This is a genomic window from Ferruginibacter yonginensis, from assembly GCF_042651465.1.
In the GTDB taxonomy this organism is placed as follows: domain Bacteria; phylum Bacteroidota; class Bacteroidia; order Chitinophagales; family Chitinophagaceae; genus Ferruginibacter; species Ferruginibacter yonginensis.
Genome location: NZ_JBHSCZ010000001.1, coordinates 1,271,169 through 1,288,911, shown reverse-complemented (window position 1 = coordinate 1,288,911; position 17,743 = coordinate 1,271,169). Strand labels below are relative to the sequence as shown.

Annotated in this window: 10 protein-coding genes; 6 read left to right on the top strand and 4 right to left on the bottom strand. The window is 33.9% G+C overall.

Translation table 11 applies throughout. The features are described from left to right. Window positions 1-6: 6 nt before the first annotated feature. On the bottom strand, window positions 7-594 hold the full coding sequence (locus ACFOWM_RS05575) for a hypothetical protein (RefSeq protein WP_379707692.1): 588 nt from the start codon (window positions 592-594) through the stop codon (window positions 7-9). A gap of 344 nt (window positions 595-938) precedes the next feature. On the opposite strand from ACFOWM_RS05575, the gene ACFOWM_RS05570 reads away from it, so the two are divergent. From ACFOWM_RS05570 to ACFOWM_RS05545, 6 genes are all read left to right on the top strand, one after another. Further along, window positions 939-2,393: a hypothetical protein gene (locus tag ACFOWM_RS05570; RefSeq protein ID WP_379707691.1), complete on the top strand. Its 1,455-nt coding sequence runs from the start codon at window positions 939-941 to the stop codon at window positions 2,391-2,393. Between the two features lie 26 nt (window positions 2,394-2,419). Continuing rightward, window positions 2,420-6,412: a DUF5977 domain-containing protein gene (locus tag ACFOWM_RS05565; RefSeq protein ID WP_379707689.1), complete on the top strand. Its 3,993-nt coding sequence runs from the start codon at window positions 2,420-2,422 to the stop codon at window positions 6,410-6,412. Between the two features lie 17 nt (window positions 6,413-6,429). Then, complete coding sequence (locus ACFOWM_RS05560) at window positions 6,430-6,945, top strand: hypothetical protein (RefSeq protein WP_379707688.1); 516 nt, start codon at window positions 6,430-6,432, stop codon at window positions 6,943-6,945. 33 nt (window positions 6,946-6,978) lie between these two features. Continuing rightward, window positions 6,979-11,385, top strand: a complete 4,407-nt coding sequence (locus ACFOWM_RS05555) for a DUF6443 domain-containing protein (protein ID WP_379707687.1) — start codon at window positions 6,979-6,981, stop codon at window positions 11,383-11,385. A gap of 4 nt (window positions 11,386-11,389) precedes the next feature. Continuing rightward, the gene (locus ACFOWM_RS05550) at window positions 11,390-12,085 is read left to right on the top strand and encodes a DUF5004 domain-containing protein (protein ID WP_379707686.1); all 696 of its coding nucleotides are present in this window, start codon (window positions 11,390-11,392) and stop codon (window positions 12,083-12,085) included. Between the two features lie 803 nt (window positions 12,086-12,888). Next, the gene (locus tag ACFOWM_RS05545) at window positions 12,889-13,095 is read left to right on the top strand and encodes a hypothetical protein (RefSeq protein ID WP_379707685.1); all 207 of its coding nucleotides are present in this window, start codon (window positions 12,889-12,891) and stop codon (window positions 13,093-13,095) included. 654 nt (window positions 13,096-13,749) lie between these two features. On the opposite strand, the gene ACFOWM_RS05540 is transcribed toward ACFOWM_RS05545, so the two are convergent. The 3 genes from ACFOWM_RS05540 to ACFOWM_RS05530 form a co-directional block, all read right to left on the bottom strand. Next, the gene (locus ACFOWM_RS05540; protein WP_379707684.1) at window positions 13,750-15,303 is read right to left on the bottom strand and encodes a tetratricopeptide repeat protein; all 1,554 of its coding nucleotides are present in this window, start codon (window positions 15,301-15,303) and stop codon (window positions 13,750-13,752) included. 2 nt (window positions 15,304-15,305) lie between these two features. Beyond that, the gene (locus tag ACFOWM_RS05535; protein ID WP_379707683.1) at window positions 15,306-16,379 is read right to left on the bottom strand and encodes a protein kinase domain-containing protein; all 1,074 of its coding nucleotides are present in this window, start codon (window positions 16,377-16,379) and stop codon (window positions 15,306-15,308) included. Window positions 16,380-16,616: 237 nt separating this feature from the next. Continuing rightward, window positions 16,617-17,732: a hypothetical protein gene (locus ACFOWM_RS05530; RefSeq protein WP_379707682.1), complete on the bottom strand. Its 1,116-nt coding sequence runs from the start codon at window positions 17,730-17,732 to the stop codon at window positions 16,617-16,619. Window positions 17,733-17,743: the final 11 nt, after the last annotated feature.

The window sequence follows — 17,743 nt, the reverse complement described above, 5'->3', positions numbered from 1 at the left end:
CTGTTGCTAAGCTCTCTGTAAAGTGACAATGTTGCAGTTTTCGGTAGCTGCGTTGTCGAGTTGTAATTCGGTATTTTGAGCGTTTGCGATGGTGCTGAGTAATAAGTTGAGGAGGGTATGTTTGTTTTGTTCAGCAAACCACGAACGCCAGTAATGGAAGTCTGAAGGTTTTTGTGTGGTAAGTATTTCATGTGCTGCTTCCGCAAAAGCTTTGAGGTGTATTTTGAAGAGTGGCATTGCCTCTCGGGTTTGTAGTACGGTTTGAAACCAAGTGGCTGATTGGTGATAGCCCAGTTTGTTTTGAGGGTTAAAGAAATTGCTCGGACTATGGATGGTATGACCTGGATGTGATAGCCAATATTGCCGGGTTAATAAAATACGTTGGATGAGGCTATTGTATTGTTTTATGGGGTTGTGTTGTTCGCTGATGATTTGTTGGATGGCTGCTTTGGTTTTAGCTATTTCAGCAGCGCTGAAATATTGTGCGTTCCACAAAGCAGTGTAAGCAATAAAGAAAGCGGTGTTGGTTAATTGTTGTAATTGGTGTTGGTAATCGGATGCAGATTTTTGCACCGAGAGTGTTGGTTGTTTCATGTGGGTAGATTTTAATTACCACACAAACATAGGATGGTATTGAAATGGCGTTGCTTTTTGGTTCTGTGTTTTGCAGCATTTTTTTGTAGTATTCTTTATTACGCTTATCAATACTTTAATGTGGTTTTATTTTTTTGAATAAATAAATTTGTATTCGGCAATACATCATAGTTGGTTGTTTTTTACAAAATTATTTTTTAGTAGAAAGTATTGATTTTTAATTTTTTAAGTATGATTTGCTGTTATAAAAGTTGGTACATCATCAAAAATTAATACAGAAATATTTGGTGATATCAATTTTCTTTCTATTTTTATCCTGCTTTTAATACCTTAATAACTGCCCTATGAGTATTCGTACACTCATCTCATTAATTTGGTTTTTACTACAAATTGTGCCCCATGCTGGTGCACAATCAAGGGTTGTTGATAGCGTTGTAACTGTTACGAAAGTTCCTTTAAAATATATTACTTCCACCAAGGTAAAGATTACTACCTATACAGATAGGGTTACTACAAAGACCATCAAAACACTTACTAAGTTAGCTAAGTGGGAAGCCAAGATAAAAACGTTGCTTGAAAAAGCTAGTCCTGCAACTGCTGCACAACTATTTGCAGATGGTAGTATCAGTTTTGCATCAATGTTAGCAGCAGCCAAGGCAGGACAGGTAAGCATTGCAGGCTACCAAGCCAAATATGATGCTTATCAAGATCAACTCACAACTCAATTAAACTTTGTTGCTGCACAACAAGCCACCCTTGATAAAAAATTTATACAACCTATTAGTGCCGCAAAAACCGCTATCAACCATTTAGATTCTGTTGAACAAGTGAGTGCAGTGATGCAACAACAAATTAAAGCTAGGAAACAGGCATTGGTGCAAGCGGCTTTGCAGCATTTAGGCAAGAGTAAGTACCTCAGCAAAATTAATAAAGAGGCCTACTATTATGCGGCTACCTTAAAAAACTACAAGGCTTTGTTTCAGGAGCCGGGAAAGTTTGAGGCAACCGCTTTAGCCATTATTGATAAAATACCTGCTTTTAAACAATTTTTTAAACAGCATAGTATGCTCACTAATTTGTTCGGCAATGCGGCCAATAATGGTACAGGTGCTGTGACGGCTAATTTAGCAGGCTTGCAAACTAGAGCTGGTGTAAACCAGTTGATACAGGGTAGGATTGCTGCAGGAGGGCCTAATGCGGCCGCTCAAGTATCACAAAATATGCAAGCTGCACAGGCACAACTACAGCAGCTGAAGAATGAAATTTTTAAAAATGGGGGTAATGGCGATGTGGGCGAATTGCCCGATTTTAAACCCAATGAGCAGAAAAGTAAAACTTTGAAACAGCGTTTGGTATTTGGCAGTAACGTACAATTTGGTAAGCCTAGTAGGGCAGCCAATTCGCAGGCTAATATTGCGTTGTCATTGGGTTATAAATTAAATAACAACAGTGAAATTGGTATTGGTGCCGCCTACCAATTAGGGTATGGTAGTATACAACGTTTACGTTTACGACATGAAGGCATTGGTCTAAGAAGTTATATTGATTTGAAACTGAAAAAGGGTTTTTTGATAAGTGGTGGTTATGAGCTGAATTACGGCAACCAGTTTACGAGCATTAGAAACTTACAGCAAACAGCAGGTTGGCAACAAGCTGGCTTGTTAGGTATAGGCAAGAAATTGCCTATAAAAAATAAGTTTGTAAAAGGCACACAATTTAAATTATTTTATGATATGCTGCATAACCAACATGCAGTACCTACTCAACCATTTGTATTTAGGGTGGGGTATGAATTTTAAAACATTTGTAATAAATCCGGAATTAAATGAAGCAATTTTTTTTTAGTACACTTCTCACTTTATTTACCTTATGTGGATATTCGCAAGCCCCATTGTTGCCTGCGGTTTTGCCTGTGAGTCCAGAGGCTAGTTCCTTAACTGAGAATGCACATGGTAATGTTTCACTTTTTAGTGGTAAGGTTTCATCAAGTATACCACTAAATACTTTTCAAATCGGTAGCTTAAGTATCCCCATTTCGCTTAATTATGCTAGTGGTGGATTTAAAATAGGACAAACTTCTAGTAAAGAAGGTTTTGGATGGAGCTTAGGTGCTATTGGTGTATTAAACAGGGTTGTAAGGGGTAAACCAGATGATGATAATGGTATTATTAGAAAAACTGAAATACCTTCTAGTGTAAATGGTGCTCCGCCATCATTAGCAGATGAAATTGCTTATTATGAAGATGTCACTAGCAATTTGAGGCATTATGATTCGGAAGCAGATGAATTTTATATTAGTGCACCAGGTTTAAGTACAAAATTTATATTTGATGAAAATGGAGACATTATTCAATTTCCATTTTCAAAAATTAAAATTGAGGTTATACGAGACCCTAGTGGTTCATTACCTAGGCGTTATGATAAATTTATTGTAACCAATACAGATGGTGTTATTTATGAATTTGGTGGTACGGGTTGTAAAGAAAGAATTACTTCTTCAAATTTAAACTTAAGAGGTGGCATTGTTTTAGGAAATGGTACTATAACCAGTTTTTATCTGAAGAAAATTACAATGCCTGATGGTAAATATGTTACCTATACATATAACTCATTTTTTGAGTTTGGATATTCTGGCGTTTCAGAATCATTGACCAAAGGGGGCGATTTTCCAGCTCAATCAATAACTTGTGAACCCGTTCCAAGTCAAAATACTCCAAACGTGAGGACTGGAATACCATTTGTTGCTGATTTATCAAAATTGGTTAAGAAAGTAAATTATGTAAGATTCAATAATTTAGGTGTCACAAAAATTGAGACTTCTGAAGGTCAAATTGCTGATTTTATATATGACAATACCCCTGATGATGCATTTGGATTCTCTACCAGTTATCTTAAGAAAATTAATATAAATTCAATAGATTTTCATCGTGAATTCAATTTAGTATATGAATTTCCAGCCATGTTACCAACCAGCAATGGAATCACTGCTGCTGAAGATGCTTCTGTAAAAAGATTTTTTCTAAAAGAAGTTAACTATACAATGCCAGGCGTTAGTTATCCAGAAACTGTAAGATATAAACTTGATTATACACAAACGGAAGGATTACCATCACATTTATCATTTTCACAAGATTTTTTAGGTTATTATAACGGAAGCGTAAATACCACACTATTAGCACATAGGCCGAATGATACTAATTGGGGTATTGCAGCAAGCGCAAACCGAGATTTTAATGGATATTATGCTCAAATGGGCATGTTGCAAAAAATAACATACCCAACTGGAGGTTATGAAAAGTATAATTATGAACCCAATACTATTGCCAAGTGGGAACCTGTTCAAAGTATTGTAACAGTTTCTGCTGGTGGACAAGGTTTTTCCGATAATGGCATCCCACAAAGAAGGGTTTATGAAAGTGGAATATTTCATGTTTATAAAAATCAAATTGCTACTCTTAGTATGAGTGGAGGACATGAAGGTACTCCAACCAATCATAGTATTGGTACTTTTGGGACTTTAATTGGGTTGACACCAAATGCAATTGAGGCGGATGGGGGTGCATTAAACTCATCAAACAATATCGCATTAACACCAGGCGATTATAAGTTGATGATTTCAGTAAAACAAGGATTTGCTGGAGAAATCAATTTAACATACGATAGATCAGAAACAGATGATCAAGCTTATGATTGGGTGAATAGAGAAATAGGAGGTGTACGTTTAAAATCTATTGAATTTTATGACCCACTTTCTAAACAAACCAATACGAAGTATTATACCTATGCATCTAAAGATTTACTCAACAAAAGTTCTGGAAGCAGTACCTTTGAAGTTGAATACGAAGAGGCCTCATATTATAGAGATGAGTTATTATGTTACAACCCAGCTACCACTACTACCTATTATGCAACAGGCGATTTTAATACACTTACTTTAAGTACTAATACGCTTGTGTCTTCCGCAATAGTAAACGACCCTTTGTGCTATGAATACGTTATTGAAAGTGATGATATCGGTTTTAAAAATGGGGGAGTTGAACACCGATTTGATATTACTTCTCCTTTTGAAAGAAATGTTTTATTAGGTTTCCCTGTGAGAGACGTTCCGAGACATATTGCCGACTTTACCTATGGTTACGAATTGGAAACAACTACTTTTAATAAGGGATTACAGAATATAATTAAAGTAGAGCATGATTATGGCGTAGCAAGGAATACACAAAAATATTATACCTCAAAAATAGTTAGAAGAAAATTTGAAACAAGTCAGTTGCATTGGCAAAATACTACTGATCCATTTGATGTAACTAGTTATACTTTTGTTTCGCAATGGCCTATATTAAAACATACAAAAACTACCACTTTTGCTAATGGACTTGCTAAAGTGCAGGTAATAGATTATGAATATACGGAGCAGCCAGGTATTGCACCATTAATGACTAATATTGCCTTAACAAGAACTAAGGATAGTAAAGGAGCTGAAATTATTACAAGATATAAATATCCCTTAGACTATACTAACCCTACTATTTTACAAACAATGGCTCAACGAAATATGTTAGGGACTGTAGTGAGCACAACGGTTACAAAAAATAACCAACTCGTAAATACTACCACTACACAATTTAGAAATTGGTTGAGCAATGGTAATTTGATACTCCCTGAGTTAATTCAGGTTGCTACATTAAATAACCCTGTAGAAACTCGGTTACATTATTATGCATATAATATAAAAGGAAATCCAACTATAGTAAGTAAAGAAAATGATGTTATGCATCGATATTTATGGGGCTATAATCATAGTTTTCCTGTAGCTGAAATTAATACAAATTCAAATGTACACTACACTTCTTTTGAAGATTATACAGACGAAGCACCGTGGAGTGGTGTTATTAATGCCAACATTATTGAGGACCCTTCACAAGCAATAACTGGCAAAAAGATTTATGAACAACAAAATTTTGAATTTCTTGGAAGAACAAATGGTGATGTTTATGTAGTTACCTATTGGGGTAACAATAGTAATGGATATACTGTATCTGGTACTATGCCAGGTTGGCCTAAGTTAATAAAAACAACTAAAAGAGGTAATGAAGTTTGGTATTTATATGAGCATAGAATTAACGGTTTTATTATATCTGTAAACGGAAGTGGAAAAATAGATGAGCTAAGAGCTTATCCTGTTACTGCTCAGATGAAAACTATCACTCATTTTCCATTTGTTGGTATTAGTAGTGAATGTGATATTAATAACAATATTGTTTATTATGAATACGATGGTTTTTCAAGATTGTATTTGGTTAGAGATATTGATAAAAATATCATCAAGAAAATATGTTACAATTATGCAGGACAACCAGAAAATTGTGGTGTTATTAGGTACTTTAGTGCCGCTGCTTCAGGTGTATTTACAAAAAATGATTGTCCTTCAGGTACCTCTTCTGCACCTTTAACCTATGCTGTGCCAGCGAATACTTATAGCTCAACAGTTTCACAATCTGCAGCTGACCAATTAGCCATTGATGATGTTAATCAACATGGGCAAGCATATGCTAATAATAATGGCGTTTGTGTGCCTACTGTATGTAGTGAAACTAATTGTAGTGGTCAATGTATTAATGGTGTTTGTGAACAAGGCATAATAGTATTAGTATCAAAAATGCGACATAAAGAATTAATAGATGGACAGTGGGTATGGGTCTGGGAATGTGACTGGAAAAGGTGCTTTAGCGATGGTACATCAGTTCCTTATTACGCTCCTGGTGGTACACCTGAAGCAGAGTGTAGACAGACAGCACCTCCTTCACCTTGTCCTTAAATTTTAAATTCAACTATATGTTAACAAATATTTTATCGAGTATCTTAATTTTTATAATAACCAATTTTTACAGTTTACAATACAAAAATATCGATGGAGATGTTGTATCAGTAAATACATATTCTGGCAAAAAAGTTTTAATAGTTAATATTGCTACAACTGGACCTTATTCAAACCAGTTAGTTGGTTTACAACAGTTGCAACAACAATTGGGTGATAGTTTGGTCATTATTGCTATACCCTCTAATAGTTTTGGTAATGAACCTAATAGCAATGCAGCTATAAAAACCTATTGTACTTCGCAAATACATAGCACATTTATTATAACAGAAAAAATGGATGTTATACAATCAAGTATACATTCATTACCATATTGGCTTACACATATTTCTGAGAATGGTGCTTATGGAAATGCATTTTCATCTGATTTTAATAAATTTTTGATTGATAGAGAAGGTAATTTAGTCGGCATTTTTTCAGCTAATGTTGCACCAACAGATTTAAAAATTATCAATGCAATTAATAGTTATTAATATTTTTTGTACCCTTATTTTAATAATATACATATGAAGTTTACACACATCATTATATCATTGTTTTTATCTGTTGGTTTAATAAAAGCGCAAGTTGCGCCTCTACCAATACCATATGATGCAACTGTTCCTGTTAGTTATGTTCGGGTATGGACACCGCAACAAAAAACACAAGAGACATCTGAACTAAACGTATTAAACAACATTGATAAAGCCATCATTACCACTCAATATTTAGACGGGTTGGGAAGAAATGTGCAAACTGTTGTAAAAAATGGTTCACTTCAAACTAATGACCAACAAAGTGCCGATTTAGTTACAGCAAACTCATTTGATCAATACGGAAGAACACCCTTGCAATATTTACCTTTTGTAGCCAATACAGCTGGGGGTAATGCTGCTGTGAATAATGGTTATTTTAAAAGAAATCCATTTGAGCAGCAGGCCTCATTTTCTACCAATCAATACGTAGGTGAAACCTATTTTTATGCAAAAACTATATGGGAAGATAACCCTTTAAATAGGGTGATAAAAAACACAGCACCAGGCATGTGGACAGGTTTGAATAAATCAACGCAAGCAAAGTTTTATTTTAATACTGAGATTGATGCAGTAAAAATATGGGATGTTACAGAAAGTAATATTGACAACTTTGGTATTTATAGTAGTATTAAAAACTATGATGCAGGCTTATTAGATAAGACCATTACGATTGATGAGCATAATAAACAAGTTATTGAATTTAAAGATTTTGAGGGGAAGGTTATTCTAAAAAAAGTACAGTTAACTGCTGAAAATGACAATGGAAGTGGTGCCGGATATGAAGGTTGGTTATGTACCTATTATATTTATGATATTCAAAATAATTTACGAGCTGTGTTACAGCCTGAGGGCTTAAAAGCTATTTTAGGTGGGATCAATGCAATGGATGATAATTTATTGAAAGAGCAATTTTTTAGGTATCAATATGATCAGCGAAATAGAATGATTAGAAAGCAGGTGCCTGGTGCTGGGCCTGTATGTATGGTATATGATAACAGGGATCGACTTGTTATGACGCAAGATGCGAATTTAAGGCTGCAGCACAAATGGATTGTTACTTTGTATGATGTACAAAATAGGGTAATTGGTACTAGTAAAATAGTAGACGATGCACACTACAATGATTTGAATTATCACTTAACGGCAGCTTATAATAGTGTGCAATATCCGAATGTAGCTAATTATGCTTCCGAGGAACTTACCGTAAATTATTATGATGACTATGAGTGGATCGCTTCATCAGGATTACCGAATACGCTTATCAACTTTGATATTACACAAGCCACCCCTATCCTAAATTTGGGTACACAGCCAGGGGGATTACCACTTGAAAAAGTTCCAGTTAATAGAAATGCAATCACCGGTGTAAAAACGCAGGTATTGAATATGGGAACTCCCACCTACTTGAATGCTATTAGCTATTTTGATGATAAGGGTAGGGTTATACAAACTAGAGGAAACCATTTGAGCAATGGTATTGTGGTACAAACTCAGCAATATGATTGGCTTGGCAAGCAGTTAGTTAGTGTGCAAAAAATTGAGAAAAATACAACGGCCATTGAAACACTAACTCATGCCACACAAACTATTTATGATGTATTAAATAGACCTATACAACAAGATGATATTATTGGAGGTAGCTTAGTGAACAATGGCGTTATACCACAAACATGGCATACCACTACAACATTACATTATGATAAAATTGGTCAATTGGTTAATAAAAAGCTAGCGCCGAATTATGGTCAAAATGGATTAGAAAATTTACAATATCAATATAATATTAGGGGGTGGCTTAGTAGCGTAAATCAAGATTATACTAAAGGGTTAAATAACAGTCATTATTTTGGATTTAACTTAGGGTACAACCAACTTACTAATATTACTGAAGCTGAGGCCGTAACTGTAACGCCTACGCCTCAATACAATGGTAATATAGGTGATATGCAATGGCGTAGTAAAGGAGATGGCATACGTAGGTTATATAATTTTAAATACGATGCTGTTAACAGGTTGATTTACGCTGATTTTTTACAAAAAGATAATGGTATTTTTAGTAAGGAGTCAGGTGTAGATTTTAGTGTAAGTAATTTAGCCTATGATGACAATGGTAATATACTTACCATGCAACAAAAGGGATTAAAAATCAATAGCTCTTCGTTTATCGATCAACTGAATTATACCTATTTTGCAAATAGTAATAAGCTCAAAGCTGTAGTAGATGCAGCAAATGATAATACCAGTAAACTTGGTGATTTTAAATATGATGTAAGTACTAAAACAGCTGTTGATTATTCCTATGATATTAATGGTAATATGCAAAGTGATGCCAATAAAAATATTCAATCTATTAGTTATAATTATTTGAATTTACCAGAGTTGATCACCATACCTAATAAAGGAACTATTAGATATGTATATGATGCGCTAGGTAATAAACTTCGTAAAACCGTAACTGATAATACCATTACACCCACTAAAACGACCGTTACCGATTATATAGGCGGTTTAGTATATGAAAATAATGCATTACAATTTGCACCACAGCAAGAAGGAAGGATACGTTTTAAACCGCAGCAAGGTACCCAAGCAGCCACTTTTGTATATGATTATATGTTGAAAGATCATTTGGGTAATGTGCGAATGGTGTTAACGGAGGAACAGCAGGTTGACCATTACCCCACTGCTACTTTAGAAGGCAATGGTGCCAATAGCCCTTTAGTGAATGAACAAGCCTATTACGATATTAATAGTGCATATGTTGAAGAAATACAACCAGCAGGTAATCATTATATTAACGATAACGGCACCAATAACCCCCAAACTTTTGGTAATAATGGGGCTACTAGTATAAAAATGTACAAAACCAATGCCGCTACCAATAAAACTGGGTTGGGTATGGTGCTGAAAGTAATGGCTGGTGATCAATTAAGCTTATTGGCAAAATCGTATTATCAGTATAATGGTGGTACTGTTAACAATGCACCTTTGGATGCTACTGCCTTAATTACAGGTTTTTTAGGAGTAGGCGGTAGTAGTAATACAGCCTATGCCCATGGAGCCACCACTACTATTTTAAGCAATAATACCAGTGGTACGGTAGCACCTTTAAATAGTTTTATCAATAGTAATAGCCCCAATAGTAGTAACAATGTAAAAGCAGGTATTGCATACATTATATTTGATGAGCAGTTTAAGTATGTGAACAGTGGTTATGACGCCGTAAGTAGTAATACCGCAGGTGGTTTAAAAAGCCATGTAATGCCTAATATACCAATACCGAAAAATGGTTATATTTACTTTTATTGTAGCAACGAAAGTAATATTAATGTTTATTTTGATAATATGGAAGTGATACATAATAGAGGTGCTATTTTGGAGGAGACGCATTATTATCCATTCGGGTTGACGATGAGTGGCATCTCATCTAAAGCTGCAACTTCATTAGAAAACAAATACAAATTTAACGGTATAGAACAGGAGAATGATTTTGGCTTAAATTACTATGAAGCTTTTTATAGAACAGCAGACCCACAAATAGGAAGGTTTTTACAGGTAGACCCAGTTTCAACTCATGACGAAAGCCCTTACGTAATGATGGGAAACAATCCAATAAGAAATACAGATTGGTTGGGTAACTATTTTACATTTGCTAATTCTACTGTTGAAAATACATATAATGATATGCGTAAGGAAAATACACAGCGAAGTTATGATGCACTCTCTAAAATTCTGAGTCTTGCTCAATCGGGTGAAAAAATGGACAAAGAAATGGAGTCCTTGGTTTCTCAGTTTAATACATATTCACAAATGGATAGTCAATGGGATGAAATGGAGAAATCAGATGTAGAATTTAATATTAGTAGTGAGTCTCCAGAAAAAGGTGCCGCAGCCGATACAAGATATGATGCTGATAAAAATAGGATTGCGATAAGAATGGGTAAGAATGAAAAAAATATATCACACATGGCACATGAGATTAGGCATGGGTATGGGTATCTGATTGGGGAATTGGTTGGTTCTAGAAGTAATGACCCATTGTATGATATTATGGATGAAGTTGTAGCAAATAAAAATGGATTTGCATTGTCAAATAAAGCTGCTACTTCAATGCTTTTTAATAAGAAAGTAAACCTTGATTGGTTTAAACAAAATCAACTAAATCCTACATATTCATACCTGTCAGGCAAAGAGGCACAACTTACATTAAACACTCCAGCAGCAGTTTTTCTAAACTATACAAATGATACCTACATAAAAAGTTACATTACTCGTAATCTAGCAAATGTAAATCTTACAGTTGGTGATGTTTTAAAAGCTGTAAACGCTTTGGATGCAAAAGCAAACCCACCACGACCAGCAACATATGTATTTGGTGATGCTTTAAAAAATAGATAATTGTATGAAAAGTTTATCAATAATATTTTTATTCCCTTTATTAAATTTATTCTATACTAATAAAAAGGAAAATAAAGAAAGTAAAATTATAGGTGAAGATATTTTTGTCGAGTATAGATATATTTCACCAAGTAATGATGGTGTTATATCTCTAATTTTAAAAAAAGATAGAACCTATACTTATTTATTAAGCAATCATCTTCAACGTTTTTCTTCAGGAGGCAAATGGGAAATAAAAAAAGATACACTTACATTAAATAGTTTTATTCAAAAAAATAGTTTACCTGTTAAAGTAAAAGCTGATAGTATTAAAACTAGTTCAGAGTATTTGCGAATAGATTGGGTTAAGAATACTGCAGGAGATATTGTTAAGGACGCAGAGATATTAATTAATGGCGATACTTCTAAAAGTTGTATGCCTACTTTTGACAGTGATTGTAAAATAAAAGTAGGGGAATTAATGCAGCTCAAAGTAAGACTTAGCAATAATGTTACTTCAAAATGGCAAAATATTAAATCAAGCAGAATTAACCATATTGAAATAACTTTAGATGTACCTTTTGCACTTGATAGCTATATATTTTATGATAAAGAGAAGTTTATATTAGTAGGTAATAAGCTATATGGAACTGAACAACTCAAAAATAAGACTAGGCTACTTACAAGAAATACAAAATACTTTTTAACTAAAGTAAGATAGGGTGGTAGTGGGGTAGTGGTTCTACTGTTCCCCCGTTGTGATAAGTGTTCCTGAATAAGTAAAGAGAATAAAAGTTATAGGATAGTTGTAATGAGTTTGCAACTCAATCCTTCGCAGCAACGTCTCGGCCCTTGCTGGACGTTGCGTAAGTATACGCTCATTAATTTTGTAGATACAACCAAAATCCGCTCTTCGAGATGTTAGCGTAGCGCATCTCGAAGAGCGGATAAGGCCGATTAATATCTGCATATAGATTTGATGTAAGAGCTTAGTTACGAATGTTAAAAAAACACCAGCTGTTTATATTTCACTATCTGTATGTTTACACTTTTGATTGCCTACTCCGCTTACTTTTATTTGTATTAAGCATACTTCCGCTCTTCGAGATGTTAGCGTAGCGCATCTCGAAGAAAGATAAGGCAGATTTTTATCTGCATATATAATTGATGTAAGATATTAGTTACGAATGTCAAAAAAACACAAGCTGTTTTCGTTTCATTATTTGTACTGTTTACGCCTTTGATTGTCTTCTCCACTTACTTTGTCTTGTTCAGCATACCCTATGCGTAAATATGTAACTGCAATATTATGCTTTAGCGTTTATGTACTCTAAGTAAAGCAACCATTATCCGTTGATACTTTGTTTAACAATTTTTTAGAACGTAAAATTTTGATTAACAATGATTGGTAAATAATTTCATTATACCAAAATGAAATAACGAATAACTGCGTTAGTATACAATTAAAAGACCAATACATTAACTGATGCAGTTCAATAACTTTTAAGTACCAAAATAATTGTTATGAAAACTGAATTAACAACAAAAACTACCAGTATTAAACCTTCTTCACCTGTTGATCTAGCCAAATTATATGGCGTATGTGATAAGACTTTTAAAAAGTGGTTGAAACCTTTTGAAGCAGCCATAGGAGAAAGGATAGGAAGATATTATAGTATTGCACAAGTGAGGATTATTTTTGAGAAGTTGGGGGAGCCGGGGGAGGGGTAATTAGGAATGATGAATTAGGAATGATGAATTAGGAATTGTGAATGGGGGATGTTGAATTACGGATTACGAATGATTAATTAGGAATGATGAATTAGGAATGATGTATGGGGGATGTTGAATTACGGATTACGAATTATTAATTACGGAGGAGGAATGATGAATTAGTAATGATGAATGTGGATGTTAATGTAGATTTTTTTTAGCACTGTGAATTTTATAAGCTAAGGAATTCGATATTGTTTGTTTTTAATAATGATAATTCGGGCAAATTTTTTTTCTTGAATAAAGTACAAAGTTTGGAGAATAGTATTTGATTTTATTATTTTAAGGTAGACAAGGCGGTGAGTGAGGACTATTAACCTGTAGTACTAAATACATCAAAAAGACGTAAACTATGTTTTAACTACTTCCATTAAAAACTTGTAAGAAACGTATTAATTTGGGAGACCAAGTTTTATAAATATAGCAGCGCTATTGATTATTATACTAATGAATGTCGGTTGTTAATGGTTGAGCAGTTGTAAGGTTTATACCTGATACCATCAGGCGAATTAAAATGATACAAGTGAGCCGGTAAAGCGGAACACATTCGTCAGTGGGGTTTGCTTGTATAGCCCAACTGGCTAGCAATAACCATGTCCTGCGTTCGTGCTTTCACGACTTTTTATTGTATAACTCTATAACCTCCTTTATGTCTTCTTCTAAATCTGGGTCATCTGTCTTTTTTAATATGTCTTTTAATTTTGGAATTACATCTGACATGTCTTGTTGCCCCAATAAAAGTTCCTCTCGGGTCATATTTACTAGAGCTTTTGAAATATAAGATTTGTGGCCTGTTGATTTAGCTAGTTCCATCGCCTCCAAGTATAATGCTCTTGCGTTTTCAGGATTGCCTTTTCTGTAATTTAAAAGGCCTTGAGTAGCTAATAAGCAAATATTATGAATGCTTTTTGATGTTAAGTCTGACTTGTCTACTCTTTGGAATAATAATTCAGCTTCTTCAATTTTGTCATTTAAACAAAGAGAATAAATTATGTTATTTAATAAGTGAGGATCATGAGGATGAGAAAGCAAACCTAGTTTGCCGATTTCAATAGCGACATCATGATTCTTCAACTTGTTTAAAGCAATATTGTTTCCAAAAAGTATTGAACCTTTAGAAAAAGGCAAATCTAAAAACCATTTTTTTGAATACTCTATAGCTTCTTTCCAATTTTCTTTTTCTGCATAATGTCTTGCTTTAGCTTCAAATGAATTTGCTAGGTTTGATTTGCTTGAGTCTAGAGAAAACAAATTGTTCTCTTCTTGCGACGCCCATTCTGCTTGAGCTAGAGAGTTATCGTTTGGTTTTCTAAGTGATTTCTCAAATAATTTTCTACTTTTTTTAAGGCTATCATTTTTTAGTTCAACGGTTGCTAATGCACTTGCAAGTTCAGTAACATTGAAGGGGTGAAAAGAATCTGATTCTATAACTTGTAATCCTTGCTTTACAAACCTTGAATTACGACCTCTTAATGTAGCAAGCGATATTTCAGTTGAGAGTAGCCAAGGGTCTGAGTTTACTAATTGGGATTTTCTTAGTATATCATGAGCAAAAGAAATTCCGCCATCTCCTAAATGAACAAAAAACCTAGCCATATTTCTTAATATGAATCTATTTTCTGGCGAAAGGAATAATGCGTTTTTAATTGCTCTTTCAGCTTTTTCTGACTGACCAATTATTGCATAGTATCTACCTATTTCAATCCAATTAATAGAATTCTTTGGGTTATTTTTTAATCTATTTTTTAGTTCATTTATTTTTTTATGAATTATAATTAAACTAGTGGGGTCTTGAAATAACTCAATAGTATTAAAATCTAAATTTATTAATTTGTCTTGTGAAGGCTTGAGGATTTCTTTTGCGGCGGAAGACAAAGCTTTTGGTGAAACATTTTCGTTTTGTAAAACAAATTTTGCAATTTCAATTATTTTGGGGTCAGACTTTTGATTGCTAACTAAGGCAACACCAAGTATATCACCAGCTACACCTATTGTTTGGTTGTCAATTTCTGTCCAATCGTCAAGTAAATCTGAAATGTCTGGTTTGAATGTAGAAACTAATTCAATTCCTTTACTTCCATTTAGCTCGCCAAGTTTCGCTGTATTATCGAAACTTCTCCAATTGGGAATTACATGCCTATCTTTTTTTTCGAATAAATGAGCCACTTTTAATTGATTAAATTGTATTCTGCTTTAGTAGCAAGTAAATTAAAAATTTCGACAAATCTCTCTAGTTGAAAATGGTTCCCATTTCCATTATTATTAAAATTTTTAGGATGACCTCTTTTTCGTGGGTCTGGATTAGATAACATTCTAATTGTTTCGATTAATTTCTCAGCTTGATTGTATCCTACTAGATGCTGATTAATTGTATTTAAAGCCGCATCATAAGCAACTTGCCAATATGGCAAAGCATTTTCAAAATCTAAAGACAAGATATTGATTTGTCTACTAAGATTTGTAGATAATAAGGCTGTCATACTTTGGCCAGTGAAGTAATATGACGCCATACTTCCGAGTAAATAACAATCAATTGCAAATACTTTGTCTTTCCAATCAGGTAGAATAAATCTATGGAAAACTTCAGGTGGAGCATACCTATTGTCACCTGCAAAATCCAGTTCGGAATGTGGCGATGCTAATGTTTGGCAAAGTGAACGACCTAAGTCTCCTAGTTTTGAGATTAAAGTTTCAAAAACGAAAATATTCGAAGGTTTTATGTCTTGATGGGAAATTTCTATACTGTGAAGTTGTTTTATTCCAGTAGCAACATTATGCAATGACCTAAGTTTCCAAGCTAAATCAATTTCGTTGGTAAAATTTAAATGGTTTCTTACGTCACTATCTGCTTTTTCAAAAATCATATAATATACATTTGCTGCAATGTATCCTGGAAAATTTTCTTGAGAAGCTTCTAGTAGTTTGGAGATTTTTGATAGATTCCTATTTCCGCATCTAATTAGTATTTCTTTTTCGAAATTAAATGTGTTTAACATTTCGGTCATTGCATTTAGAACATCTTTTTTATCATCTCTCAGAAATGATAAAATATTTAATGCTTTAAGAAATCCTTTTTGACCACCTTTTTCAACTATATAACAAACGGAAAAACCGCCACCAGTTGAACCCGGTTTAGCTTTTGCCTTTTCAATTACTTTCCAACCTGTACTTAAAGTTTTGCCTTCTAAGGCATGCACAGCACTGATTTGGTCTTCAGGTAAGTCTAGAAATGGATTAGTCATAATCAAGAAATTATTTGGTCGTTAATTTTTTTAAGAAACATAATTTTTAAAGGGGGCTAATTGCATGATGAACAACATCCCGATTTACGTAATATTGAAAGTATCCTCAAATTGAATGCTGTTTTAAATACTTATAGCTAAATGTTGAGTATTGTTAGATTTTGTTTTTGGTTACAGATTATTAGGCACATATATCAAATATAAATAATAATATTGATTAAATCAGACACCTAACTATCAATTATCGTTTAAATTAATTAGTTTAAAGTTGTATTGTAAAATAGCAATGTTGTTGGTTAGTTTGGTATTTGTATTGAATACTTCTGATTTTTGAATTGGAAATGCTAACCTAAATTGGGCTGCAGGTGTAATGGAAAAATCAAGCGTAATGGTTGTGGTAGCTTTGTACTTTGTATTGTCTTCAGCAAACTTTGCTTCTGCACCTTTGTAATTGATGCGATCGTAAATAAAGCCTACATAAATACCGGGTACAAATAAACTGTTTTTATAAAAATCTTTCTTTACCAAGTTTTCTTTTTTCATGATGGGAATACGTATTGATGCACCAAACGTAAATCCGTCATAACGCCTTTTTGGTTGTATAGAATCAGCTGCTTTTCTTTTATTAAAATAATTGTAGCCGCCATTTATATTTATGAACCCGTTTTTAAAACTATAGCTACCTTTTGCGAAATAGTTGTTTGCTTTTGTTGCATGGTAATTCAAGCTATCGAAATTGCCGGCTGCTGATTCGCTTTTTAAAACAGGGAAGAACTGGATGTTATACCCAACGCTGTATTTAAAAACATGTTTGAGTCTACGGCTGTCAAAGTTTGCCAATAGTTTATCTTGAAACGCTTTCATTTCAGGTGATGTGTTGTAGTATTCCATGTATTCTTTTAGCGTTTCATCTGCCCTACGTGGACGTGCAATAGGCAGCTCACTATCTGTCAAATTTGATGGTGCATAAATGTCGTTAAATATTTTTTGCACCCGTTTGCTTTCAAAAGCTGCATTATCGTTGCCTACACTTAAGCCACTGGTTAATGCCCCACCAGTATGGGTAAGGTTGATTCTTAAATTGGATAACAAAAAGATATATTTATTCGATAGCCGAAAAGGTGCAAACCCAATTTTTTGTGTTTGGTTTTTATCACTAAACGAAACGTTGGCAGATAATAAATCGAACCCATTGGGGTTGGTTTCGTCGAATAGGTATGAGGTGCCCATTGATGTATTATCGTTTGTATATTTTGGCGTAAGTTTTTCTGATAGATTTTTAGCATCTTGTCTGCCTTGACCGAAACTCATCGTTGTTGCTATGCTTAATAATATAGAGAGTAGCAGTTTCATAAAAGTAGTTT